The organism is Streptomyces zinciresistens K42, assembly GCF_000225525.1.
In the GTDB taxonomy this organism is placed as follows: Bacteria; Actinomycetota; Actinomycetes; order Streptomycetales; family Streptomycetaceae; genus Streptomyces; species Streptomyces zinciresistens.
In genome coordinates, this window is the sequence record NZ_AGBF01000015.1 from 37,323 (window position 1) to 60,105 (window position 22,783).

22 protein-coding genes are annotated in these 22,783 nt (G+C 73.9%); 15 read left to right on the forward strand and 7 right to left on the reverse strand.

Translation table 11 applies throughout. From position 1 onward, the window contains the following. Nucleotides 1-265: 265 nt before the first annotated feature. On the forward strand, nucleotides 266-1,279 hold the full coding sequence (locus tag SZN_RS07830; RefSeq protein WP_078508488.1) for a C40 family peptidase: 1,014 nt from the start codon (nucleotides 266-268) through the stop codon (nucleotides 1,277-1,279). A 60-nt stretch (nucleotides 1,280-1,339) separates the two neighbouring features. Continuing rightward, on the forward strand, nucleotides 1,340-2,533 hold the full coding sequence (locus SZN_RS07835) for a hypothetical protein (protein WP_050815028.1): 1,194 nt from the start codon (nucleotides 1,340-1,342) through the stop codon (nucleotides 2,531-2,533). Nucleotides 2,534-2,551: 18 nt separating this feature from the next. On the opposite strand, the gene SZN_RS07840 is transcribed toward SZN_RS07835, so the two are convergent. Further along, nucleotides 2,552-3,787, reverse strand: coding sequence for a glycosyltransferase 87 family protein (locus tag SZN_RS07840; RefSeq protein WP_007493078.1), 1,236 nt, complete (start codon nucleotides 3,785-3,787; stop codon nucleotides 2,552-2,554). A 121-nt stretch (nucleotides 3,788-3,908) separates the two neighbouring features. On the opposite strand from SZN_RS07840, the gene SZN_RS07845 reads away from it, so the two are divergent. After that, a complete protein-coding gene (locus tag SZN_RS07845; RefSeq protein ID WP_007493080.1) occupies nucleotides 3,909-5,051 on the forward strand; it encodes a glycosyltransferase family 4 protein in 1,143 nt (380 codons plus the stop codon). Between the two features lie 43 nt (nucleotides 5,052-5,094). Here SZN_RS07845 and SZN_RS07850 read toward each other — a convergent pair whose 3' ends face one another. Continuing rightward, on the reverse strand, nucleotides 5,095-6,891 hold the full coding sequence (locus tag SZN_RS07850; RefSeq protein WP_007493082.1) for an AMP-dependent synthetase/ligase: 1,797 nt from the start codon (nucleotides 6,889-6,891) through the stop codon (nucleotides 5,095-5,097). A gap of 337 nt (nucleotides 6,892-7,228) precedes the next feature. On the opposite strand from SZN_RS07850, the gene SZN_RS07855 reads away from it, so the two are divergent. The 6 genes from SZN_RS07855 to SZN_RS07880 all read left to right on the forward strand — a co-directional run bounded on the left by SZN_RS07855 (nucleotide 7,229) and on the right by SZN_RS07880 (nucleotide 12,330). After that, nucleotides 7,229-7,984: a metallophosphoesterase family protein gene (locus SZN_RS07855; RefSeq protein ID WP_007493084.1), complete on the forward strand. Its 756-nt coding sequence runs from the start codon at nucleotides 7,229-7,231 to the stop codon at nucleotides 7,982-7,984. Nucleotides 7,985-8,169: 185 nt separating this feature from the next. Then, nucleotides 8,170-8,607: an SRPBCC family protein gene (locus tag SZN_RS07860; protein ID WP_007493086.1), complete on the forward strand. Its 438-nt coding sequence runs from the start codon at nucleotides 8,170-8,172 to the stop codon at nucleotides 8,605-8,607. A gap of 68 nt (nucleotides 8,608-8,675) precedes the next feature. Beyond that, nucleotides 8,676-9,860 carry an ArsA family ATPase gene (locus SZN_RS07865; protein ID WP_007493088.1) on the forward strand — a complete coding sequence of 395 codons (1,185 nt, stop codon included), beginning with the start codon at nucleotides 8,676-8,678 and terminating at the stop codon, nucleotides 9,858-9,860. A gap of 57 nt (nucleotides 9,861-9,917) precedes the next feature. Beyond that, nucleotides 9,918-10,415, forward strand: coding sequence for a DUF5304 domain-containing protein (locus SZN_RS07870; protein WP_007493090.1), 498 nt, complete (start codon nucleotides 9,918-9,920; stop codon nucleotides 10,413-10,415). Nucleotides 10,416-10,518: 103 nt separating this feature from the next. Next, nucleotides 10,519-11,472, forward strand: coding sequence for an ROK family glucokinase (locus SZN_RS07875; protein WP_007493092.1), 954 nt, complete (start codon nucleotides 10,519-10,521; stop codon nucleotides 11,470-11,472). 111 nt (nucleotides 11,473-11,583) lie between these two features. Further along, nucleotides 11,584-12,330, forward strand: coding sequence for an endonuclease/exonuclease/phosphatase family protein (locus tag SZN_RS07880; RefSeq protein ID WP_007493094.1), 747 nt, complete (start codon nucleotides 11,584-11,586; stop codon nucleotides 12,328-12,330). 85 nt (nucleotides 12,331-12,415) lie between these two features. Here the strand turns inward: SZN_RS07880 and SZN_RS07885 are convergent, their stop codons facing one another. Beyond that, on the reverse strand, nucleotides 12,416-13,051 hold the full coding sequence (locus SZN_RS07885) for a hypothetical protein (RefSeq protein ID WP_007493096.1): 636 nt from the start codon (nucleotides 13,049-13,051) through the stop codon (nucleotides 12,416-12,418). After that, a complete protein-coding gene (locus SZN_RS07890; protein WP_007493098.1) occupies nucleotides 13,044-13,820 on the reverse strand; it encodes an alpha/beta hydrolase in 777 nt (258 codons plus the stop codon). Before SZN_RS07890 ends, SZN_RS07885 begins: the two co-directional genes overlap by 8 nt. Nucleotides 13,821-14,026: 206 nt before the next feature. Between SZN_RS07890 and SZN_RS07900 the strand changes: the two genes are divergently transcribed. The 4 genes from SZN_RS07900 (at nucleotide 14,027) to SZN_RS07915 (ending at nucleotide 17,950) form a co-directional block, all read left to right on the forward strand. Continuing rightward, nucleotides 14,027-14,773: a lysophospholipid acyltransferase family protein gene (locus SZN_RS07900; protein WP_078508489.1), complete on the forward strand. Its 747-nt coding sequence runs from the start codon at nucleotides 14,027-14,029 to the stop codon at nucleotides 14,771-14,773. A gap of 82 nt (nucleotides 14,774-14,855) precedes the next feature. Beyond that, nucleotides 14,856-16,085 carry a MacS family sensor histidine kinase gene (gene macS / locus SZN_RS07905; protein ID WP_007493102.1) on the forward strand — a complete coding sequence of 410 codons (1,230 nt, stop codon included), beginning with the start codon at nucleotides 14,856-14,858 and terminating at the stop codon, nucleotides 16,083-16,085. Then, nucleotides 16,082-16,783: a response regulator gene (locus SZN_RS07910; RefSeq protein ID WP_007493104.1), complete on the forward strand. Its 702-nt coding sequence runs from the start codon at nucleotides 16,082-16,084 to the stop codon at nucleotides 16,781-16,783. Before macS ends, SZN_RS07910 begins: the two co-directional genes overlap by 4 nt. A gap of 138 nt (nucleotides 16,784-16,921) precedes the next feature. Continuing rightward, nucleotides 16,922-17,950 (forward strand): 6-phosphofructokinase, encoded by a 1,029-nt coding sequence (locus tag SZN_RS07915; RefSeq protein ID WP_007493107.1) that lies wholly within the window; start codon nucleotides 16,922-16,924, stop codon nucleotides 17,948-17,950. Nucleotides 17,951-18,093: 143 nt separating this feature from the next. On the opposite strand, the gene SZN_RS07920 is transcribed toward SZN_RS07915, so the two are convergent. Together SZN_RS07920 and SZN_RS43450 are read right to left on the reverse strand one after the other, a co-directional pair. Beyond that, nucleotides 18,094-19,974: a phenazine-specific anthranilate synthase component I gene (locus tag SZN_RS07920; protein WP_007493109.1), complete on the reverse strand. Its 1,881-nt coding sequence runs from the start codon at nucleotides 19,972-19,974 to the stop codon at nucleotides 18,094-18,096. Nucleotides 19,975-20,089: 115 nt separating this feature from the next. Further along, the gene (locus SZN_RS43450) at nucleotides 20,090-20,146 is read right to left on the reverse strand and encodes a trp operon leader peptide (RefSeq protein WP_073735655.1); all 57 of its coding nucleotides are present in this window, start codon (nucleotides 20,144-20,146) and stop codon (nucleotides 20,090-20,092) included. Nucleotides 20,147-20,242: 96 nt separating this feature from the next. Here SZN_RS43450 and SZN_RS07925 point away from each other — a divergent pair, with 96 nt between their 5' ends. Beyond that, nucleotides 20,243-21,595 carry a class II 3-deoxy-7-phosphoheptulonate synthase gene (locus SZN_RS07925; protein ID WP_007493111.1) on the forward strand — a complete coding sequence of 451 codons (1,353 nt, stop codon included), beginning with the start codon at nucleotides 20,243-20,245 and terminating at the stop codon, nucleotides 21,593-21,595. Nucleotides 21,596-21,752: 157 nt separating this feature from the next. After that, nucleotides 21,753-22,013, forward strand: coding sequence for a (2Fe-2S)-binding protein (locus SZN_RS07930; RefSeq protein WP_007493113.1), 261 nt, complete (start codon nucleotides 21,753-21,755; stop codon nucleotides 22,011-22,013). A 173-nt stretch (nucleotides 22,014-22,186) separates the two neighbouring features. Here SZN_RS07930 and bfr read toward each other — a convergent pair whose 3' ends face one another. After that, nucleotides 22,187-22,663 carry a bacterioferritin gene (gene bfr / locus SZN_RS07935; RefSeq protein ID WP_007493115.1) on the reverse strand — a complete coding sequence of 159 codons (477 nt, stop codon included), beginning with the start codon at nucleotides 22,661-22,663 and terminating at the stop codon, nucleotides 22,187-22,189. Between the last annotated feature and the right edge of the window lie 120 nt (nucleotides 22,664-22,783).

Sequence of the window (22,783 nt, forward strand, 5' to 3'; positions counted from 1 at the left end):
CAGGCCAGGGTCTCCCCGCCGCCCCAGGTCCGACGGTCCGCCCCCGCCCGCCCCGGGATCAACACGAGGTGCCGCCCGAAAGAGGGAACCGCCGCTCCCCGCCCGGCCCCCCGGCCCGCCCATGACCTGCGTCGGAGGCGCGGCGCCACGACGCGTGCCCGGGGCGGCCGTTCGCCGCCGTCCCCGCGCGGAGCTACTGTCTGCCGCGTTTCCCCCGCAGCGGGGGAGCAGTCCCCGACCGCCAGCGGAAGGAGAGCGGCATCCCGTGGGGTCCCACCGACGCCGAGCAGCGACCGGCTCCGCCCGGGGCGCGAGCGCGGCCCTGTGCGTCATGTCGGCCGCGGCGGCCGCCCTCGGCGCCGTACCGGCCGCGGCCGCGCCGGCCGACGACACCCGCGCCGAGGTGGACCGCCTCTACGCGCAGGCCGAGAAGGCCACCGAGGCGTACAACAGGGCCGGCGAGCGGGCCGACGGGCTCCGCCGGGAGGTGCGCGTCGCCCAGGACCGCGTCGCCCGCCAGCAGCAGGAGATCAACTCCATGCGCGGCGCCCTCGGTTCGCTGGCGGGGGCGCAGTACCGCTCCGGCGGCCTCGACCCCTCCCTCGCGCTGCTGCTCTCCGACGACCCGGCCGACTACCTGGACAAGGCCGGCACGCTCGCCCGGATCAGCGCCCACCAGGCCGGCGCGCTGAAGGACCTCCAGGAGGCCATGCGCGAGCTCTCCCAGGACCGCACCGAGGCGGCCGGGAAACTCACCGAGCTGGAGAAGAGCCGCCGGGCCGTCGCCGCCCACAAGCGGACGGTCGAGCAGAAGCTCGGGCGGGCCCGCCGCCTGCTGAACTCCCTCACCGCGGCCGACCGCGCCGCCTACGACCGGGCCTCGCGCGCGGAACGCGCCGCCCTGCCCGGCCCCGACGGCGCCGTCACGGTCCCGGGCCGCGCCGCCGCCGCCGTCGCCGCCGCCCGCTCCGCGCTCGGCCGCCCGTACGTCTGGGGTGCCAACGGGCCCGGCGGCTTCGACTGCTCGGGCCTGGTCCAGTGGTCCTACGCGCAGGCCGGCGTCGCCATGCCGCGCACCTCGCAGGGCCAGCGCGGCGCCGGCCGCCGGGTGCCCCTGTCCGAGGCCCGGCCCGGCGACGTGGTCACCTACCGCTCGGACGCCAGCCACGTCGGGATGTACACGGGCGACGGCCAGGTGATCCACGCGCCCTACCCCGGCGCGGCCGTGCGCTACGACCCGGTGGACATGATGCCGGGCGCCACGGTCACCCGCGTCTGACGCCCGCCCTGCTCCGCCGCGGGCCTCACCTCCGCGCCCCCGCCGCCGTACGATCGGGAAATGGCTGGTCGACGGCGGGTTCCGGGAACGCGGGTCGTGCTCGCGCTGTGCCTGCTGACCGCCGGCCTGGTGGGCTGCGGCGGCGGGCCAGCCCCCGACGGGACCCGGGCGCAGGTGCAGGGCCTCCTCGACCGGCGCGCGGCGGCGATCCTGGACGGCGACGAGACGGCGTACCTGCGCACCGGCGCCCTGGACCGGTTCCGCAATCTGCGCGCGGTGCCCCTCGCCGACTGGTCCTACCGCGTCACCGCCGTGCGCCGCACCGGGGACCGCGCCGTCGCGCAGGCCGAACTGCGCTACCGCGTCGAGGGCTACGACAGGGCCCCGGTCCGGGTCGGCCGCTCCCTGGACCTGGCCCGGGACGGCCGGGACGGCTGGTACGTCGCCTCCGAGCGGCCCGCGAAGGGCAGCGCGCAGCAGCTGTGGGACCAGGGCGAGGTGGGCGCCGTCCGCGGCACGGACAGCCTCGTCCTCGGGGTGGGGCAGCCCCCCGCGCGGCTGCGCGCCTTCGCGCGGCTGGCCGACAGCGCGGTACCGGCGGTGTCGGGGGCCTGGGGCACGGACTGGCCCCGGCACCTGGTCCTGCTGGTGCCGGGCAGCCTGACCGGCATGGCGGGCCTGCTCGGCGCGCCCGAGTCGTCCTACCGGGGGATCGCCGCGGTCACCACGGGCGAGACCGACGCCCCCGCGAACGCGCCCGCGGACCGCATCATCGTCAACCCGGAGGCGTACGGCGTCCTGGGTTCCGTCGGCAAGCAGGTGGTCCTCAGCCACGAGGCCACGCACGTCGCCACCCGCGCCGCGACCACGCCCGCCACCCCCCTGTGGCTCTCCGAGGGCTACGCCGACTGGGCGGGCTACCGCGGCAGCGGCCGCACGCCCGCGGAGGCCGCCCCGGAACTGGGCCGGGAGCTCGCGGACGGCCGGGTGCCGCAGGCCCTGCCCACCGACGCCGACTTCGGCTTCGGCGGCGACGCGAACCGGCTGGCGCGGGCCTACGAGAGCGGCTGGATGGCCTGCCGGATGATCGCGGAGCGCTGGGGCGAGGCCCGGCTCACCGCGTTCTACCGGGCCGTGGGCGCGCACGAGGGCCGCGAGGGGGCGGTCGAGGACGCCCTGAAGGACGTCCTCGGCGTCTCGCTGGCGGACTTCACCGCCGACTGGCGCGACTACCTGCGCGACCGGCTCGGCTGACGGGGGCACGGCCCGCCGTCAGGACGGCGGCGACGTCTCCTTGGCACGGGCGGCCGGGGGCGCCGCCGGGACCGCGGCGGGCGGGGTGACCGTCGAGCGCCACAGGGCGCGGGCGGCCAGGACGGTGGCGCACACCAGCAGGCCGTTGCGCACGAACAGCAGGGTCACGCCCAGCGCGTCGCTGGCCACGACGTGCGCGAACCACACGGGGAACTCCAGGACCGTCACGAACGACGCCACCAGCACCAGGGCGACCGGGACCCGCATCACGCTGTCCCGGAAGCACAGGCACACCGCCGCGAGGCCCACCAGCCACAGCATGTACTGCGGACTGATGACCCGGCTGGTCGTCACGAACATCAGCACCGCCACCAGGGAGGCGTCCGCGAGCGTGTGCGGCGGGAACCGCCGTGCCCGCAGCCGCCACAGCAGCAGCCAGCCGAAGGCGAGGCCGCTGAGCACCAGCGCCCCGGTGCTGACGGCGTCGACGTACGGGCCGAGGAACTCCACCGAGCCGTAGTTCAGCAGCACCTGGCCGTCCCAGCCGTACTGCCGGGCCACGTGCAGGACCAGCCCGCCCAGCGACTCCACCTCGGTGCCGCGCTCGCGCTGGAAGGTGAGGAACGCGAACGCCCCCGGCATCGCCAGGGCGAACACCGCCGCCAGCGCCCCGGCCGTCACCGCGGCCCACAGCCAGGCGGCGCGGGCGCGGACCGCGACCAGCAGCAGCACCGGCCACACCTTCAGCATCGCCCCGAACGCCGTCAGCGCCCCCATCAGCCGCGGATGCCGGGCACCCGCGAGCAGGGCGGCCACCGCGACGGCGGTGACCATCACGTCGTAGCGCGCGTACACGGTGGGGCCCAGCAGGGGGACGCCCGCCACCCAGACCCAGGCGCCGCGCAGCGTGCGCCCGCGGGGCCGGGCGGCGTCCAGCAGGAGCAGCAGCACGGCAAGGTCGGCGGTGAAGGCGAGGACGAGGAAGGCCGAGAGGTAGTCCAGCCACCACACCAGCCCCGGCGCGAGGACCGGCAGCGCCGCGGCCGGCGGGTACTGCCAGGTGACGTCCTCCGCCGGGAACGTCCCGGTGCGCAGGACGTCGTACCAGCCCTGGTAGATCACCGACACGTCGGTGGTGACGTCGGGGCCCGGGAAGACGTACACCTTGAACACGAACAGGAGCAGGACCACCCGGGTCAGGCCCCAGACGCCCACGAGCAGTGCCAGGGGCCGCCGCGCGCCCGTCGTCTCCACCGGTTCCCCTGCCGTTCGTCACTCGCCTTCGCGGGGACCATGATGTCCCCTCCGGCCGGGCGCCTGCCACACGCGCGGCCGGGCACCGGCGGCGAACCGCCGCTTCGGTAAGGTCTGCGGCGTGCACAAGACCCTGATCGTGACCAACGACTTCCCGCCGCGTCCCGGCGGCATCCAGGCCTTCCTGCACAACATGGCGCTGCGCCTGGACCCCGAGCGGGTGGTCGTGCACGCCTCCACCTGGAAGCGCGGCCGCGAGGGCGCCGAGGCCACCGCCGCCTTCGACGCCGAGCAGCCCTTCACCGTCGTACGGGAGCCTACGACGATGATGCTGCCGACGCCGGGAGTGACCCGGCGGGCGGCCGCGCTGCTGCGCGAGCACGGCTGCACGTCGGTGTGGTTCGGGGCGGCGGCGCCGCTCGGCCTGATGGCGCCCGCGCTGCGCAGGGCCGGCGCCGAGCGGCTGGTCGCCACCACCCACGGCCACGAGGCGGGGTGGGCCCAGCTGCCCGCCGCCCGGCAGCTGCTCGGGCGGATCGGGGAGGCGACCGACACGCTCACCTACCTCGGCGAGTACACGCGCGCGCGGATCGCCGCCGCCCTCACTCCCGAGGCCGCCGCGCGGATGGTGCAGCTGCCGCCGGGGGTGGACGAGAAGACCTTCCACCCGGGCTCGGGCGGCGACGAGGTGCGGGCCCGGCTCGGGCTGACGGACCGGCCGGTCGTGGTGTGCGTGTCCCGGCTCGTGCCGCGCAAGGGGCAGGACACCCTGATCCGGGCCCTGCCGGCGATCCTCGCCGCGGAACCGGACGCGGTGCTGCTGATCGTCGGGGGCGGCCCCTACGAGAACGACCTGCGCCGGCTCGCCCGGGACACCGGTGTCGCCGCCTCGGTCCGCTTCACGGGGGCGGTGCCCTGGCCGGAGCTGCCCGCGCACTACGGCGCCGGGGACGTCTTCGCCATGCCGTGCCGGACCCGGCGCGGCGGCCTCGACGTCGAGGGGCTGGGCATCGTGTACCTGGAGGCGTCGGCGACCGGGCTGCCGGTGGTGGCCGGGGACTCGGGAGGGGCGCCGGACGCGGTGCTCGACGGGGAGACGGGCTGGGTGGTGCGCGGCGGCTCCGCCGAGGACACCGCCGAGCGGGTCGTCGCGCTCCTCGGCGACGCGGCGCTGCGGCGCGCGATGGGGGAGCGGGGCCGCGCCTGGGTCGAGGAGAAGTGGCGCTGGGACCTGCTGGCGGAGCGGCTCAGGACCCTGCTGTGAGGGCGGCGGCGGGCGGCCGGACCCGGGGGACCGGCCGGGCACGCTACTTCTGGTAGATCGCCTCGATCTCGTCCGCGAAGTCCTTCGCGACGACGTTGCGCTTGAGCTTCAGCGACGGCGTCAGATGGCCCGAGTCCTCCGTGAACTGCGAGGGCAGCACGCGGAACCTGCGCACCGACTCGGCCTTGGAGACCGCCGCGTTGCCGTCGTCGACCGCCGACTGGATCGCGGCCAGCAGATCGGCGTCCTCGCGCAGCGAGGCCGCGGTCGACCCCGCCGGCTTGCCGTTGTCGGCGCACCAGCGGCCCAGGAACTCCTCGTCGAGGGTGACCAGCGCGCCGATGAACGGCCGCCCGTCGCCGACCACCATGCACTCCGCGACCAGCGCGTGCGCCCGGATCCGGTCCTCGATCACGGCCGGCGCGACGTTCTTGCCGCCCGCCGTGACGATGATCTCCTTCTTGCGGCCGGTGATGCGGAGGTAGCCGTCCTCGTCGAGGGTGCCGATGTCACCGGTGTGGAACCAGCCGTCGGCCAGGGCCTCCTCGGTGGCGCCGGGGTTGTTCCAGTACTCCTTGAACAGGTGCTCGCCGTGCAGCAGCACCTCCCCGTCGTCCGCGATCCGCACGACCGAGCCGGGCAGCGGCTGGCCGACCGTGCCGATCTTCTGCCGGTCCCACGGGTTGAAGGCGGTGGCGGCGCAGGACTCGGTCAGGCCGTAGCCCTCCAGGACCGTGAAGCCGATGCCGCGGAAGAAGTGCCCGAGCCGCTCGCCCAGCGGGGCGCCGCCGGAGATGGCGTACTCGCCGCGGCCGCCGAGCACCGCGCGCAGCTTGCCGTAGACCAGCCGGTCGAAGAGCTTGTGCTTGACGCGCAGGCCGAGGGCCGGGCCGGAGGGGGTGTCCAGCGCCCTGCTGTAGGCGATCGCCGTGTCCGCCGCCCGGTCGAAGATCCGGCCCTTGCCGTCCGCCTGCGCCTTGGCGCGCGCGGAGTTGTAGACCTTCTCGAAGACCCGCGGGACGCCGAGGATCAGCGTCGGGCGGAAGGAGGCCAGCTCGTCGGTGAGGTTCCTGACGTCCGGGACGGTGCCCAGCTTGATCGGCGCCATCATCGGCGCGACCTGCACCAGGCGCCCGAAGACGTGCGCCAGCGGCAGGAAGAGCAGGACCGAGCACTCGCCGGTGCGGAACAGCGGGCGCAGCCGTTCCACGATGTTGCCGCACTCGGCGAAGAAGCTGCGGTGGGTGAGGACGCAGCCCTTGGGGCGGCCCGTGGTGCCGGAGGTGTAGACGATCGTCGCCGGGTCGTCGGCCTTCGCCAGCGAGCTGCGCTCCTCGACCGCCGCGTCGCTGACGTCCTGCCCCAGCCGGCCCAGCTCCTCGACGCCGCCGACCTCGATCTGCCAGACGTGCTTGAGGGCGGGCAGCGCCTCGCGCACCGACTCCACGGCCGCCGTGTGCGCGTCCAGCTCCGTGATCACGGCGGTCGCGCCCGAGTCGCCGAGGATCCACTGCACCTGCTCCGGCGAACTGGTCTCGTACACCGGGACGGTGACCGCGCCCGCCGACCAGATGGCGAAGTCCAGCAGGGTCCACTCGTAGCGGGTGCGCGACATCAGGGCGACGCGGTCGCCCGGCCGCACCCCGGCCGCGATGAGCCCCTTCGCGGCCGTGCGCACCTCGGCGAGGAAGACCGTGGCCGTCACGTCCTGCCAGGTACCGCCGGCCTTGCGGGCGATGACGGCGACGTCGGGGTGCTGCGCGGCGTTTCTGCGGACGATGTCGGTCAGATTCCCGTCCGCGGGGACCTCGTACAGAGCCGGAAGGCTGAACTCGCGCAAGACTGCTGCTCCTCATAGGGCGCCGGCGCCACGACGTCGTGCGGTGCGACGGTGCGGTCCAAGGCTCGGGCGGTGCTCGGGGATTCACCTGCTGAAATCCTGAGCACGACTGGACTGCCCGGACGTTACCCGTCGGTATGGCCTCTTCGACAGGGGGGTCCCGCGAGATGTTCGCCGCGTCACACGGATTGGTCCTTCTGCGCGCAGAGTAGTCGAGCGCTCGGACGACTGGCCAGTAACCCTCGGTGCGCCCGCCACTGTTCACGGGTGCCCGGCGCGCCTACCCTTGATCGTCATGGCACCGACACCGACCGGACATCGCAGGACGCGCGTCCACGTGGTCAGCGACGTCCACGGCAACGCCCGCGACCTGGCCAGGGCCGGTGAGGGCGCGGACGCCCTGATCTGTCTGGGCGACCTGGTGCTGTTCCTGGACTACGCCGACCACTCGCGCGGCATCTTCCCCGACCTGTTCGGCGTGGAGAACGCCGACCGCATCGTCGAGCTGCGCACCGCCCGGCGCTTCGAGGAGGCCCGCGAGCTCGGCACCCGGCTGTGGGCCGGGATCGGCTCGGACCGGGCGGCGGTGATCGAGAAGGCGGTGCGCAAGCAGTACGCCGAGATGTTCGCGGCGTTCCCCACACCGACGTACGCCACCTACGGCAATGTCGACATGCCGCCCCTGTGGCCGGAATACGCCGGAGCCGGCACCACCGTGCTGGACGGCGAGCGGGTGGAGATCGGCGGCCGGGTCTTCGGCTTCGTCGGCGGCGGACTGCGCACCCCCATGCGCACGCCGTACGAGATCGGCGACGAGGAGTACGCCGCGAAGATCGAGGCCGTCGGCGAGGTCGACGTGCTGTGCACGCACATCCCGCCGGAGGTGCCGGAACTGGTCTACGACACCGTCGCGCGGCGCTTCGAGCGGGGCAGCCGGGCGCTGCTGGACGCGATCCGCCGCACCCGCCCCCGCTACGCGCTCTTCGGCCATGTCCACCAGCCGCTCGTGCGCAGGATGCGGATCGGCGCGACCGAGTGCGTGAACGTCGGGCACTTCGCCGGGTCCGGGAAGCCGTGGGCACTGGAGTGGTGAGCCGGCGGGTCCGCGCGGCGAAGCCCCCGCCGCCGCGGCGGCGGGCCGATCCGGGCCCGCGCGGCGCCTGCGCGCCGTCGGCCCAGGTGGGGTGAGCCCGGCGGGCCGGGCGCGCGGTAGCCTTCACGCTGCGCAGGCGTGCGCACCACGACTTCTTACCGGCCCGCTTCTGAGGAGCCACGGCGATGGCGGAACACACCAGCTCGAGCATCACGATCGAGGCGGCACCGGCCGACGTCATGGGGGTGATCTCCGACTTCGCCCGCTACCCCGACTGGACCGGCGAGGTGAAGGAGGCGAAGGTCCTCCAGACCGACGACGCGGGCCGCGCCGAGCAGGTCCATCTCGTCATGGACGCCGGGGCGATCAAGGACGACCAGGTGCTCGCGTACACCTGGACCGGTGAGCACGAGGTGTCCTGGACGCTGGTGAAGTCCCAGATGCTCCGCTCGCTCGACGGGTCGTACGTCCTCGCCCCGGCGGGCGCCGCCACCGAGGTCACCTACCGGCTGACGGTGGACGTCAAGATCCCGATGCTCGGGATGATCAAGCGCAAGGCGGAGAAGGTCATCATCGACCGGGCGCTCGCGGGCCTGAAGAAGCGGGTCGAGTCGGACAGGTAGCGGGCAGGCGGCCCCGCCCGCTCCCGCGGGGCCGGGCCGCGGCGCCGCGTCCGTTACGGTTCACCCCTATGCGCACCATCCTGATCACAGGCCCCGGCGGCGCCGGCCGGACGACCGTCGCGGCGGCCACCGCGCTCGCGGCGGCCACCGCAGGCACCAGGACCCTCGTGCTGAGTGCCGACCGCACCGACACCCTGGGCGCGGCGCTCGGCGTGCGCACCGGACCGGCCCCCGCCGAGGCCGCCCCCGGGCTGACCGCCTGGCGCCCCGACGCCGCCACCGGCTTCCGCGACGACCTCGCCGCCTTCCAGGAGCGCGCCGCCACCGCCCTCGACCTCCTCGGCGCCTCCCGGCTCGACCCCGAGGAGGTCACCCCGCTGCCCGGCGCCGACGAGCTCGCGCTGCTGCGCGCCCTGCGCGACGCCGCCCTCGCCGAGGCGCACGACCTGCTCGTCGTCGACCTCCCCGCCGCCCCGCAGGCCCTCGCCCTGCTCGCCCTCCCCGAGGAACTGCGCCGCTATCTGCGCCGGCTGCTGCCGCCCGAGCGCCAGGCCGCCCGCGCGCTGCGGCCCGTGCTGGGCCGGCTGGCCGGCGTGCCGCTGCCCGCGGAGGGCCTGTACGAGACCACTGCCCGCTGGGACACGGAACTCGCCGCCGTGCAGGCCGTCCTCGCCGACCGGGGCACCGTCGTACGGCTGGTCGCCGAGCCCGGACCGGCCGGCGCCGACGCCGTGCGCGCCGCCCGGCTCGCCCTCGCCCTGCGCGGCCTGCGCCCCGACCTGCTGATCGCGAGCCGTGTCCTGCCGGAGGCGGAGGCCGGCGCGGGCAGCTGGCTCGGCGGCCCCGTCGCCCAGCAGCGCAAGGTCCTGGAGGAGTGGGCGGAGAGCCACGACGTGCACGGCGTGGCCCACCTCGGCCGGGACCCGCGCGGCGCCGACGACCTCGCCGCGCTGGACGCCCCCCTGGGCGAGGGCACCTCGTCAGCCGTCGAGTGGCCCGTCACCGAGGAGTCCGACGCCGACGGCGGCGGCCGGGTGCTCGTCTGGCGCATCCCGCTGCCCGGCGCGGCGCGCGACGCACTCGACCTCGTGCGGCGCGGCGACGAACTCGTCCTCACAGCCGGACAGTTCCGGCGTATCGTGCCCCTGCCGTCCGTGCTGCGCCGGTGCACCGTCGCCGGGGCCGCGCTGCGCGAGGCGGAGCTGCGCATCCGGTTCACGCCGGACCCCGGTCTGTGGCCGCACGGCCGGTGAAGCAGGTACGCCCGTTCGGGTAACGTCGTAGGGACGAACCGTAGTCAGGAGTCCGTCATGAGCGAAGAGCTCCCCCCGTCCGACGCCACGGGGCGCCCGGCCGGCGACGAGGCACGGGCGACCGACGCCGACGCCTGGGCGACGGCGTGCGCCGAGGACCTCGCCGAGGAGAAGGCCCGCCGCCGCGCCGCGTACGGAACGCCCCCCGGCTCGGCCGCCGAGGAACTGCGCAAGTTCGTCGACGCCGTCGCGGACAAGCTGTCCACCCTCCAGTCCCCGCTGCTCGGCGCGGTCGCGGGACCCGCCGCCCAGCAGGTCGTCAAACAGGTCGTGGAGCAGGCCAGGGCCGCCGTCGAACCCGTCATCGAGCGCAACCCCGGCGTCTTCGACCACCTGGCGGCGGCCGGCGGCGAACTCCTCGCCGCCTACCGCTCCGCCGTCCAGGACCAGGAGCGCCGCTGGACCACCGGCGAGAGCACCGGACCGCGGGACCCGGGCCGGCGCCGCGACGGCGACGACGGCGACGGGCCGGGCGAGCGCATCGACCTCGACTGAGGGCCCGTGCCCGCCCGCGTCCGCCGGACGGACGACGGGAACCCGCGGTCAGGGCCTCGGGTACGGTTGGCCGTAGCGGGGCTCGACCGAAACTGAGGGATTCATGGGACTCACCATCGGCGTCGACATCGGCGGCACGAAGATCGCGGCCGGTGTGGTCGACGAGGAAGGCAACATCCTCTCGACCCACACGGTGCCGACCCCGGGCACGCCCGAGGGCATCGTGGACGCGATCGCCTCCGCGGTGGACGGGGCGCACGCCGGCCATGAGATCGTCGGCGTGGGCATCGGTGCGGCCGGTTACGTCAACCGCCAGCGCTCCGAGGTCTACTTCGCGCCCAACATCGACTGGCGCAACGAGCCGTTGAAGGAGAAGGTCGAGGCCCGCGTGGGCCTCCCCGTCGTCGTGGAGAACGACGCCAACGCGGCGGCGTGGGGCGAGTACAGGTTCGGCGCGGGCAAGGGCCACCGCAACGTCATCTGCATCACCCTGGGCACCGGCCTCGGCGGCGGCATCATCATCGGCAACAAGCTGCGCCGCGGGCACTACGGCGTGGCCGCCGAGTTCGGCCACATCCGCATGGTGCCGGACGGCCTGCTGTGCGGCTGCGGCAGCCAGGGCTGCTGGGAGCAGTACGCCTCGGGGCGCGCCCTCGTGCGCTACGCCAAGCAGCGCGCCAACGCCACCCCGGAGAACGCCGAGATCCTGCTCGCCCTCGGCGACGGCAGCCCCGAGGGCATCGAGGGCAAGCACATCTCCGTGGCGGCCCGGCAGGGCGACCCGGTCGCGGTCGACTCCTACCGTGAGCTCGCCCGCTGGGCCGGCGCCGGTCTCGCCGACCTGGCCTCCCTGTTCGACCCGTCCGCGTTCATCGTCGGCGGCGGGCTCTCGGACGAGGGCGAGCTGGTCCTCGACCCGATCCGCAAGTCCTACAAGCGCTGGCTGGTCGGCGGCAACTGGCGGCCGGTCGCCGAGGTGATCGCCGCCCAACTCGGCAACAAGGCGGGCCTGGTGGGCGCGGCGGACCTGGCCCGGGAGCCCGACCCGATCATGTGACGGCGACCGCCGGGTGACCCCGGAGGGGCGCGGGACTGCGCGACGAGCCACGAGCAACCGGCGGTCGCGCCAGCCCTCGCGCCCCGTGCCGCGCGGCGTACATTGATCCACATGGCGCCGCTCCCTGAGTCCCGCACCGACCCCGACGGTTCAGCCCTCGTACGCGTCCTGAGCTACAACGTCCGCTCCCTGCGCGACGACACCGACGCCCTCGCCCGCGTGATCTCCGCCTGCGAGCCCGACCTGGTCCTCATCCAGGAAGCCCCCCGCTTCTTCCGCTGGCGCAAGAAACTCGCCCGGCTGGCCCGCGCCGCCGACCTCGTGATCCTCACGGGCGGCGCCCCGGCCGCCGGGCCCGCGATCCTGTGCGGGCTCAGGGCGAGGGTGGAGCGGACCGAGGACGTCCTGCTGCCGCTCACCCCGGGGCTGCACCGGCGCGGTTTCGCCACGGCGGTGGTCCGCTTCGGCGGCGCCCGGCTCGGCGTGCTGAGCTGTCATCTCTCCCTGGACCGCGAAGAACGGTACGCGCAGGCGGGCATGTTGCTCGACCGGCTCGCCGGGCTCGGCGTTCCGCACGCCGTCGCGGGCGGCGACCTCAACGAACGTCCCGAGGGGCGGGCCTTCGGCCGTCTCACCGAGACCCTCCAGGACTGCTGGGCCGTGGCCCCCTGGGGCGCGGAGGACACCTGGATCGGCGACGCGCCCCACCGCCGTATCGACGCGGTCCTCGCGACCGAGGGCGTCGAGGTGCTGGGCTGCGGCGTCCCGGCGGGCCTGCCCGGGGTGAGCGAGGCGGACCTGAGCGCGGGCACGGACCACCTCCCGGTGCTGGCCGCGCTCAAGATCCCCGCGTCCTAGGGCCGCGGTGCAGGCGCACGGTGCCAGGCGGTCCGGCCGTCCGGGCCGCGCGCACCGGGGCGGACGCGGCCTGCCCCGGCACTGGCTAGACGACGGCTCCCCGGCCCGGGTCGCCGTCGTCCTCGTCGTCCGCCTTCATCCGCATCACCAGCGTGGCGAAGCCGCCGATGAAGCCGCCGATGCCGAGCGTGGTGAGCCACCACGTCATCTCCCAGCCGAGCAGGACGGCGATCAGCAGCAGCACCGGCCCGCCGACCACCGCGAGCCAGGCGAACTTGGCGGTCGCGTCGGCGGCGGGCAGCGGGGGCGGCTCCGGCGGGACGAAGTGGCCCTCGTCGTCGGTCTCGAAGTCGTCCTCGGACGGCTCGGCCACGGAGTAGTCGCGCGGCCCGATCCCGGGGGCGAAGGCGACGGACGCGCCCAGCGGCACGGGGGGTTCGCCCGCGCCGGGCTCGTCGTCCTTCGTGCGCGTCTCGCCCGACTCGGTCCGCTCGGCCGCCGGCGCGGCGTCCGGCACTCCGCCCGCCTGGTCGTTCGTACCGGTTTCGAGCAGGGCCAGGTCCTCGACCGACTTGAACGGCTTGGTGCCGGGCGGGTCCGTCGGCTCGGTGCCGTACCCCGCGACGATCGCGGCCCAGGCGGCGTCCTCGTCGAACGGGACATGCTGCTCGTCGGGCTCGCCGTCCTCACGCCTCTCGCGGTCGGAGTCGTGCTCAGCCACCTGTCGTCCCTTCCTCGCCGTCGCCGGTCGCGATCCGGTCGATGAATCCGAGGCTCTCCTCGACGATCCGGTCCGCGTCATGGTCCAACGTCGCCACATGACGGCTGTGTTCCAGGACGACCTCCGTCACGTCCGTGGACGACACCCGGCTCAGGACGCGGGCCGAGTCCGCGGCGGGCACCGTGCGGTCCTGCCGGCTGCGCATCAGCAGCAGCGGCTGGGTGACCTGGGGCAGATCGCCGTCGACCTGGCGCAAGAACGTCCGCAGCGAGTGGGCCGCGTGCAGCGGCACCCGGTCGTAACCGACCTCGACCGCGCCCTCCTTGGCGATGTCACCGGTGATCCCCGGCACCGTGCGCACGAGGTGCCGGGAGACCGGGAGGGTGCGCGCGAGCAGGCCGTGCACCTGGTTCGCCGGGTTGACGACCAGTACGCCGGCCACCTCCTGCCCGTGCTTGGCGGCGAGCCGCAGGGCCAGGGCGCCGCCCATCGACAGTCCGGCCGCGAACACCTGGTCGCAGCGCTCGCGCAGGGCGCGCAGCTCGCGGTCCACCTCCGCGTACCAGTCCTGCCAGCCGGTGATCTGCAGGTCCTGCCAGCGGGTGCCGTGACCGGGCAGCAGCGGGAGCGCGACGGTCAGCCCGCGCTCGGCCAGCCGCTGTGCCCAGGGGCGCAGCGACTGCGGGGAACCGGTGAAGCCGTGGCAGAGCAGGACCCCGACCCCTCCGCCCTCGCGGCGGTACGGCTCGGCTCCAGGAAGGACCGGCACCTTACGGGCTCCCGTCAGGAGAGGGACGACGTGGATGACGTGGATGACGCGGATGACGCGGACGACGCAGACGACGCGGACGGCCCGGAGTGCAGCCGGGTGTGCTTCACCGTACGCGACCGCACTGACACCGACCAGGGCCGCAGGGTCCTTCGACAGCGCCCCGGGTTAAGGTCTGACCGACAGACACAGGAGGCACTCGGTTGTTGTACGGCGCGATGAAGGTGGCCATCGGGGGACCGCTCAAGGTCGCTTTCCGGCCCTGGGTGGAGGGTCTGGAGAACGTGCCCGACGAGGGTGCGGCGATCCTGGCGAGCAATCACCTCTCCTTCTCCGACTCGTTCTTCCTGCCCGCGGTCCTCGACCGCAAGGTGACCTTCATCGCGAAGGCCGAGTACTTCACCACCCCGGGGGTCAAGGGCAGGCTGACGGCGGCCTTCTTCAAGGGGGTCGGCCAGCTGCCCGTGGACCGCTCGGGAGGGCGCGGCGCGGGGGAGGCCGCGATCAGGAGCGGGATAGAGGTGCTGGAGCGCGGCGAGTTGTTCGGCATCTACCCGGAGGGCACGCGCTCGCCCGACGGCCGGCTCTACCGGGGCAAGCCCGGCGGCCTCGCGCGCGTGGCGCTCGCCACCGGGGCGCCGGTCCTCCCCGTCGCCATGATCGACACGGAGAAGATCCAGCCGCCCGGCCAGGTCGTGCCCAAGCTCATGCGGCCCGGCATCCGGATCGGGAAGCCGCTGGACTTCACCCGCTACCAGGGCATGGAGCACGACCGCTTCGTGCTGCGGGCGGTGACCGACGAGGTCATGTACGAGATCATGAAGCTCTCCGGCCAGGAGTACGTCGACATGTACGCGACCGCCGCCAAGCGGCAGCTCGCGGAGGCGGCCAAGGCGGAGAAGGAACAGGCCAAGAAGACGAGGAAGGCCGACGAGGAGCGCGGCGGCGCCTAGAGCTGTGCACCTCTCCGGTCACGGGACCGGACAGGGCGGTCCGGGCCGGTGAAGGCCCGGCCGGACAAAGGGGGGTGGGGGCATGGCCGGGCGTGAGCGGGTCATGAGGATGTCCGTCGAGCAGCCGCTGTGGCGCGCGCTCGCCGGGTACCGGGTGCTGACCATGGTGTACGCGACCGGGCTCTTCGCCAGCGCCCACGACCAGTTCGCCCGCCCCTGGGTGGCCGTCTCCTACTACGCGCTCCTGGGCGTGTGGACCCTGGCCACGCTCCGCAAGGTGTCCGGCGCGGCCCACTGCACCAAGCGCTTCCTCGCGGTGGACCTCACCATCGCGCTGACCGGCATCCTGCTCACCCCGCTCGCCGACACCGCCGCGCGCATCGAGGACGGCGCCCCCACCCTGCCGTCGATCTGGACCGCGGGCGCCGTGCTGGCCTTCGCGATCAAGGGCGGCTGGCGCTGGGCCGCCTTCGCCTCCACGCTGGTCGCCGCGGCCAACCTGGTCGAGCGCTCCGGGGTGCCGACCCGCGACACCGTCCACGCGGTGCTGCTGGTCTGGATCGCCTCCATCGCCATCGGCTACGTCGTCGAGGTCGCCCGCGCCTCCGAGCGCACCCTGGCCCGCGCCCTGGAGATCGAGGCGGCCACCCGCGAACGCGAGCGGCTCGCCCGGGACATCCACGACGGCGTCCTGCAGGTACTGGCGATGGTCCAGCGGCGCGGCACCGTCCTCGGCGGTGAGGCCGCCGCACTGGGCCGGATGGCGGGCGAGCAGGAGGTGGCGCTGCGCACCCTGGTCTCCGGCGGCCTCGTCCCGCCCTCCCGGGTGTCCGAGGACAGCGCGCGGGGGGCCGCCGTACGGGCCGTGGACGAGCCGGAGGACGCCTCCGGGCCCGTCGACCTGCGCGCCCTGCTCGCCCCGTACGCCGGGGCGCGGGTCGGCTTCGCCGAGCCCGGCGCCCCGGTGACGCTGGCGGAGCCGGCCGCCCGGGAGCTGGCGGCCGCCGTGGGCGCCGCCCTGGACAACGTCCGCGCGCACGCGGGGGCGGACGCGCGCGCGTGGATCCTCGTCGAGGACGAGCCCGGCCAGGTGATCGTCACCGTCCGGGACGACGGCCCCGGCATCCCCGAGGGCCGCCTCGCGCAGGCCGAGGGCGAGGGCCGGCTCGGCGTCGCGCTGTCGATCCGGGGACGGCTGCGCGACCTCGGCGGCAGCGCCGAGCTGATCTCGGTGCCGGGGCAGGGCACCGAAGTGGAACTGAAGGTACCGAAGGCGGACAGCGCCCCACGGGGGAAGGCGGAGCGGCGATGACGGACACCGAGGGCGGGGCGATCACCGAGGGCGGGGCGATCAGGGTCATGGTGGTCGACGACCACCCGATGTGGCGCGACGCGGTCGCGCGCGACCTGGCCGAGTCCGGCTTCGAGGTGGTCGCCACGGCCGGCGACGGCGAGCAGGCCGTGCGCCGCGCCCGCGCCGCCGCCCCCGACGTCCTGGTCCTCGACCTCAACCTGCCCGCCAAGCCCGGCGTCCAGGTCTGCAAGGAACTCGTCGGCCACAACCCGGCGCTGCGCGTCCTGGTGCTGTCCGCGAGCGGCGAGCACGCCGACGTCCTGGAGGCGGTGAAGTCCGGGGCGACCGGCTATCTGCTGAAGTCTGCCTCCACGGAGGAACTGCTGGACGCGGTGCGCAGGACCGCCGTCGGCGACCCGGTGTTCACCCCGGGCCTGGCCGGCCTGGTCCTCGGCGAGTACCGCCGCCTCGCCGCCGAGCCGGTGCCGGCGGCCCCGGAGGCCGGCCGGCCGAGGGCCCCGCAGCTCACCGACCGCGAGACCGAGGTGCTGCGGCTGGTCGCCAAGGGCCTGAGCTACAAGCAGATCGCCGAACGCCTGGTCATCTCCCACCGCACGGTCCAGAACCACGTCCAGAACACCCTGGGCAAGCTCCAGCTGCACAACCGCGTGGAGCTGGTGCGCTACGCGATCGAGCGCGGCCTCGACGACGAGTGATGCCCCGCGCCGCATTGACGGCGCGTCAACCGCAGACCCCGGCCGTTCACCGGAATTGCCGGTCCGACCCATCGCTGTGTGACATGGCTCACCATTAGCGTGGCCTCGACCAGGCAACCGCGGCGAAGGGACTTTTCCATGCGGGTCGGAGTACTGACCGGAGGCGGCGACTGCCCCGGTCTCAACGCCGTCATCCGGGCCGTCGTCCGCAAGGGCGTACAGGAGTACGGCTACGACTTCGTGGGCTTCCGGGACGGCTGGCGGGGTCCGCTCGAGAACGACACCGTCCGTCTCGACATCCCCGCCGTGCGCGGCATCCTGCCGCGCGGCGGCACCATCCTCGGCTCCTCGCGCACCAACCCGCTCAAGCAGGAGGACGGCATCCGCCGCATCAAGGACAACCTCGCCAAGCAGGAGGTCGAGGCGCTCATCGCCATCGGCGGCGAGGACACCCTCGGTGTGGCCACCCGGCTGTCCGACGAGTACGGCGTGCCCTGCGTGGGCGTGCCGAAGACCATCGACAACGACCTGTCCGCCACCGACTACACCTTCGGCTTCGACACCGCCGTCGGCATCGCGACGGAGGCCATCGACCGGCTGCACACCACCGCCGAGTCCCACATGCGGGTCCTCGTCGTCGAGGTGATGGGCCGTCACGCGGGCTGGATCGCCATCCACTCGGGCCTCGCCGGCGGCGCCAACGCCATCCTCATCCCCGAACAGCGCTTCGACGTCGACCGGGTGTGCGCCTGGGTGACCTCGCGTTTCAAGGCGTCCTACGCCCCCATCGTGGTCGTCGCCGAGGGCGCCATGCCGAGCGACGGCGACATGGTCCTCAAGGACGAGTCGCTCGACTCCTTCGGGCACGTCCGGCTCTCCGGCGTCGGCGAGTGGCTGGCCAAGGAGATCGAGCGGCGCACCGGCAAGGAGGCCCGTACGACCGTCCTCGGCCATGTCCAGCGCGGCGGCACCCCGAGCGCCTTCGACCGCTGGCTCGCCACCCGCTTCGGGCTGCACGCCATCGAGGCCGTCCGGGACGGCGACTTCGGCAAGATGGTCGCCCTGCGCGGCACCGACATCGTCCGCGTGCCCATCGCGGACGCCACCGCCAGGCTGAAGACGGTCGATCCGAAGCTGTACGAGGAGGTGGGGGTCTTCTTCGGCTGAGCCCGCCCGCCGCCCGCCGCCGGACACCCGCCGCCGGACGCCGCGCCGTCCGGCGGCCCGTGGGCACGGACCGTGCCCACGGCCCGTGCCCACGCGAGCGGACGCGGCCCCCGCCGCCGGGACCACGCCGAGCCCTGCCTCGGCTACCGGGCGGGCCGCCGCTGCGCGTACGCGCTCGTGTCGCGCGCGTGCGCGATCAGCTCCCGCACCACGCCGGCGCCGTTCAGGGACAGCACCGACTCCGGATGGAACTGCACCCCGGCGAACCCGGGCCCGCGCAGGGCGTGCACCTCCCCGTTCGCCGCCCGGCCGACCTCGACGCCGTGCGCGGCGAGTTCCCGGTCCGCCTCGTCGTCGCAGCGCGCCACGAAGCTGTTGTAGAAGCCGACCGTCTCGGCCCGCCCGAACAGGTCGACCGTGCTCTGCGCGCCCTGGAACGGCACCTCCTTGCGCACGATGTCCAGCCCCAGCTCGGCCGCGATCAGCTCGTGCCCGAGGCAGACACCCAGGACGCCGTGCCGGTGGCCGCGCAGCACGTCGGCCGTCAGCCCGCGCAGGAAGCGCATCCTGGGGTCGGTGAGGTCGCCCGGGTCACCGGGCCCGGGGCCCAGCACGAGCGGCCCCTCGTGCGCGCGCACCGCCCGGCGCAGCCCCGGATCGTCGTGGCGCCGCACGCTCACCTCCAGGCCGCCCGAGCGCAGCATGTGCGCCAGCATCGCGGTGAAGGTGTCCTCGGCGTCGACGACCAGGGCGTGCCCGGTGAGGCGGGCGGCCCGCTCCTGCATCCGCAGCCAGAAGGGCGCCAGCGCGCCGCGCCGGCCGTCGAGCGCGGCACGCACACGCGGGTCGTCGGCGAGACGCACGCGCGTGTGCTCCGCGCGGGGCCGCCCCGGCCGCACCCCCAGGGCCGCGAGCACGCCCGCCGCCTTCGCGTGGGTCTCGGCGACCTCGCCCGCCGGGTCCGACCCGCGTACGAGCGTGGCGCCCACCGGCACCCGCAGCCCGCCGTCGGCGTCGATGTCGGCGGTGCGGATGAGGATGGGGGAGTCGAGGGTCGGTGCCCCGCCGGAGTCCCGCCCGAGCAGTGCCAGGGCACCGGCGTAGTAGCCGCGCCCGCCGCTCTCGTGCCGCTCGACGACCCGGCAGGCGTTCTGCACGGGCGAGCCGGTGACCGTCGCCGCGAACATGGTCTCCCGCAGCACCTCCCGCACGTCCAGGGAGGACCTGCCGCGCAGCTCGTACTCGGTGTGCGCGAGGTGGGCCATCTCCTTCAGCCGGGGCCCCACCACCACCCCGCCCCTGTCGCCGACCGTGCACATCATCTTGAGCTCCTCGTCGACGACCATCGACAGCTCCTCGATCTCCTTGCCGTCGGCGAGGAAGCCGAGCAGATGCTCCGGCGTCGGCCCGTCCTCGGGGTAGCGGTACGTCCCGCTGATCGGGTTCATCACGACCGTGCCGCCGGACATCCGCACATGGGCCTCCGGGCTCGCCCCGACCAGCGTCCGCTCCCCGGTGTGCACGACGAACGTCCAGTACGCGCCCCGCTCGCCCTCCAGCAGCCGGCGGAACAGCGCCAGCGCGTCGGCCCGCGAGAACCCCTCCACCGATCCCTCGTACGTCCGCCGGATCACGAAGTTCGCGCCCTCGCCGCGCCCGATCTCCTCGCGCAGCACCCGGTCGACGATCCCGGCGTACTCCTCGTCGCCGACGTCGAAGCCGCCCGCCCGGACCCGGACCTCGTGCCCGGGGAGCTGCTCCAGCGCCTCGGCGAGCGGTACGGCGAAGGACTCCCGCGGCACCAGCACCGACAGGGGAGTGCCGTCGTCCCGCACGTCGAAGCCGCGCTCGCGGATCTGGCGGAAGGGGATCAGCGCCAGCCCCTCGTCCGGCAGGTCCGCGAGCCGCTCCACGTCGTGGACCGGCCCGAGCAGCACCTCGACCGTGTCGTGGTCGTGGCCGGGTGTGCGGCGGCGCAGCAGGGCGAACGGACGGGGGTCGTCCGGCAGGCCGAGCAGGTTCATGGATCCGTACTCCTTCTCAGTGGTACCGGGAGGTACGCGGTGGGGAGGGACGGACCCGTGAAACGCCGAAGGCCGCCCCTGGGGCGGCCTTCGCGAAGTCGTGACGTACGCGCAGTCAGTGGGCCGCCGGATGAGCGGTCCACCACCAGTTCCTGGTCGAGTGCGCGAACATGCGACGCACCCTACCCCATGTCCGAGGGGTGTACCCCGTGTCTCAATTGCTGGGCATGGGCCGGAGCGCCCGACCCGACCCCGTAATGTTGGGGCCGTGACCGTGAACGCTAAGACCAGCGCCGGCGCTGGCAACACCTGGCGAGACCTGCCCGCGGCGCAGCAGCCCGAGTACCCCGACACCGAGGCTCTGCGCGCAGTCGTTGCGGACCTCGAGTCGTATCCGCCGCTCGTCTTCGCGGGCGAGTGCGACCAGCTGCGCGCCCGGTTGGCGGCCGTCGCCAAGGGAGAGGCGTTCCTCCTCCAGGGCGGCGACTGCGCCGAGGCGTTCGACGCGGTGTCCGCCGACCACATCCGCAACAAGCTCAAGACCCTGCTCCAGATGGGCGCCGTGCTGACGTACGCCGCCTCGGTGCCGGTCGTGAAGGTCGGCCGGATCGCCGGCCAGTACTCCAAGCCGCGCTCCAAGCCGACCGAGACCCGCGACGGCGTCACCCTGCCGACCTACCGCGGCGACTCCGTCAACGGCTTCGACTTCACCGAGGCCGCCCGCGTCCCGGACCCCGAGCGCCTGAAGCGGATGTACAACGCCTCCGCCTCCACGCTCAACCTGGTGCGCGCCTTCACCACCGGCGGCTACGCCGACCTGCGCCAGGTGCACGCCTGGAACCAGGACTTCGTGAAGTCGTCGCCGTCCGGCCAGCGCTACGAGCAGCTGGCGCGCGAGATCGACAACGCCCTCCACTTCATGCACGCCTGCGGGGCCGACCCGGAGGAGTTCAGGACGGTCGAGTTCTACGCCTCGCACGAGGCGCTGCTGCTCGCCTACGAGTCGGCGCTGACCCGGGTCGACTCCCGGACCGGCCGGCTGTACGACGTCTCCGGGCACATGGTGTGGATCGGCGAGCGCACCCGGCAGATGGACGGCGCGCACATCGAGTTCGCCTCCAGGATCAGCAACCCCATCGGCATCAAGCTCGGCCCGACGACGACGGCCGAGGAGGCGCTGCGCTACATCGACCGCCTGGACCCGGACCGCGAGCCGGGCCGGCTGACCTTCATCGTCCGCATGGGCGCCGACAAGATCCGGGACCACCTCCCGGAGCTGGTCGAGAAGGTCACCGCCTCCGGCGCCACCGTGGCCTGGGTGACCGACCCCATGCACGGCAACACCTTCGAGGCGGCCTCGGGCCACAAGACCCGCCGCTTCGACGACGTGCTGGACGAGGTCAAGGGCTTCTTCGAGGTCCACAAGTCGCTGGGCACCCACCCGGGCGGCATCCACGTCGAGCTCACCGGTGACGACGTCACCGAGTGCGTGGGCGGCGGCGACGAGATCTTCGTCGACGATCTGCACCAGCGCTACGAGACGGCCTGCGACCCGCGCCTCAACCGCAGCCAGTCGCTCGACCTGGCGTTCCTGGTCGCGGAGATGTACCGGGACCAGTAGCGGAGCCGGCCGCGAGCGAAACGCCGGGTGGGGCGCGGATCACATGCGATCCGCGCCCCACGCCGCTTTTGCGGCTCCCGCGCGCCGGGTAAGGTTAGGTTAGCCTCACCGATCAATCGGGACGGCACGACTTCCAACCCGGCGGGAGGTGGGCCGCGTGTACATCTGCAGTTGCTTCGGTGTCACCGAGCAGCAGGTCAAGCAGCATGCGGCCGACGGCGCCGGCACGCCCCGCCAGATCGCCTCCGCCTGCAAGGCCGGCACCGACTGCGGATCGTGCGTGCGCCGGATCCAGGCGCTGCTGGGCAGGGGCTCCTGCCCGCGCCGCGAGCAGGCCGACCGCGGCGGACCGCTGCTCTCCGAGCTGGAGACCGGCCTGACGACCGGCCTGGACACGGGCCTGGACGAGGCCGCCTAGGTCCTGTCTGGAGTTCCCCGTCGTCGCCCGAAGGGCGGCCTCGCGACGTCTGGTGCGGTGCATCGGCGTGCGGCCGGATCGTCCTCGTACCGGATGTACTTGGATGATTCGGCTCCGTGCGTCGAGGTGCCGTGCCAGGCGTCGCGAGGCAGACGGGGAACTCCAGACAGGGCCTAGCTCGGCTGCTCGATCTGCTGCGCGAGGTACAGCGCCTCACCGAGCTTGTCGATCAGTTCCAGCTGGGTGTCGAGGTAGTCGATGTGGTGCTCCTCGTCCTCCAGGATCGACTCGAAGATGTTCGCCGACGTGACGTCGCCCTTGGCCCGCATCACCTCGATACCGCGCCGCAGGCGGTCGATCGCCTCGACCTCGACCTGCCGGTCCGCCTGGAACATCTCGGTGACCGTCTGCCCGACCCGCACATGGAACAGCCGCTGGTAGTTGGGCAGGCCGTCCAGCATGAGGATGCGCTCGGTGAGCTTGTCCGCGTGCTTCATCTCGTCGATGGACTCTTCACGCGTGTACTTGGCGAGCTTGGTCCAGCCGTTGTTGTCCTGGATGCGGTAGTGCAGCCAGTACTGGTTGATCGCGGTGAGCTCACCGGTGAGCTGCTCGTTGAGGAATTCGAGGACCTCGGGGTCGCCCTGCATCGCTAAGGGCTCCTTCCAGGCGGGGGAACTGGCGGAATGCGCCGCATGATTCCACCGGTCACGAAGATCGTCCAGTAAGTCTTCACTTAGTAAGTAAGTGCATGCTTAGTCCGCTTGGTT

What these genes read in the sequence shown, in the direction of transcription:
- SZN_RS07835 (WP_050815028.1), top strand. Translation starts at nt 1,340, where the DNA reads ATGGCTGGTCGACGGCGGGTTCCGGGAACGCGGGTCGTGCTCGCGCTG.
- SZN_RS07860 (WP_007493086.1), top strand. Translation starts at nt 8,170, where the DNA reads ATGGCGGAACACACCAGCTCGAGCATCACGATCGAGGCGGCACCGGCC.
- SZN_RS07865 (WP_007493088.1), top strand. Translation starts at nt 8,676, where the DNA reads ATGCGCACCATCCTGATCACAGGCCCCGGCGGCGCCGGCCGGACGACC.
- SZN_RS07870 (WP_007493090.1), top strand. Translation starts at nt 9,918, where the DNA reads ATGAGCGAAGAGCTCCCCCCGTCCGACGCCACGGGGCGCCCGGCCGGC.
- SZN_RS07875 (WP_007493092.1), top strand. Translation starts at nt 10,519, where the DNA reads ATGGGACTCACCATCGGCGTCGACATCGGCGGCACGAAGATCGCGGCC.
- SZN_RS07880 (WP_007493094.1), top strand. Translation starts at nt 11,584, where the DNA reads ATGGCGCCGCTCCCTGAGTCCCGCACCGACCCCGACGGTTCAGCCCTC.
- macS (WP_007493102.1), top strand. Translation starts at nt 14,856, where the DNA reads ATGGCCGGGCGTGAGCGGGTCATGAGGATGTCCGTCGAGCAGCCGCTG.
- SZN_RS07910 (WP_007493104.1), top strand. Translation starts at nt 16,082, where the DNA reads ATGACGGACACCGAGGGCGGGGCGATCACCGAGGGCGGGGCGATCAGG.
- SZN_RS07915 (WP_007493107.1), top strand. Translation starts at nt 16,922, where the DNA reads ATGCGGGTCGGAGTACTGACCGGAGGCGGCGACTGCCCCGGTCTCAAC.
- SZN_RS07920 (WP_007493109.1), bottom strand. Translation starts at nt 19,974, where the DNA reads ATGAACCTGCTCGGCCTGCCGGACGACCCCCGTCCGTTCGCCCTGCTG.
- bfr (WP_007493115.1), bottom strand. Translation starts at nt 22,663, where the DNA reads ATGCAGGGCGACCCCGAGGTCCTCGAATTCCTCAACGAGCAGCTCACC.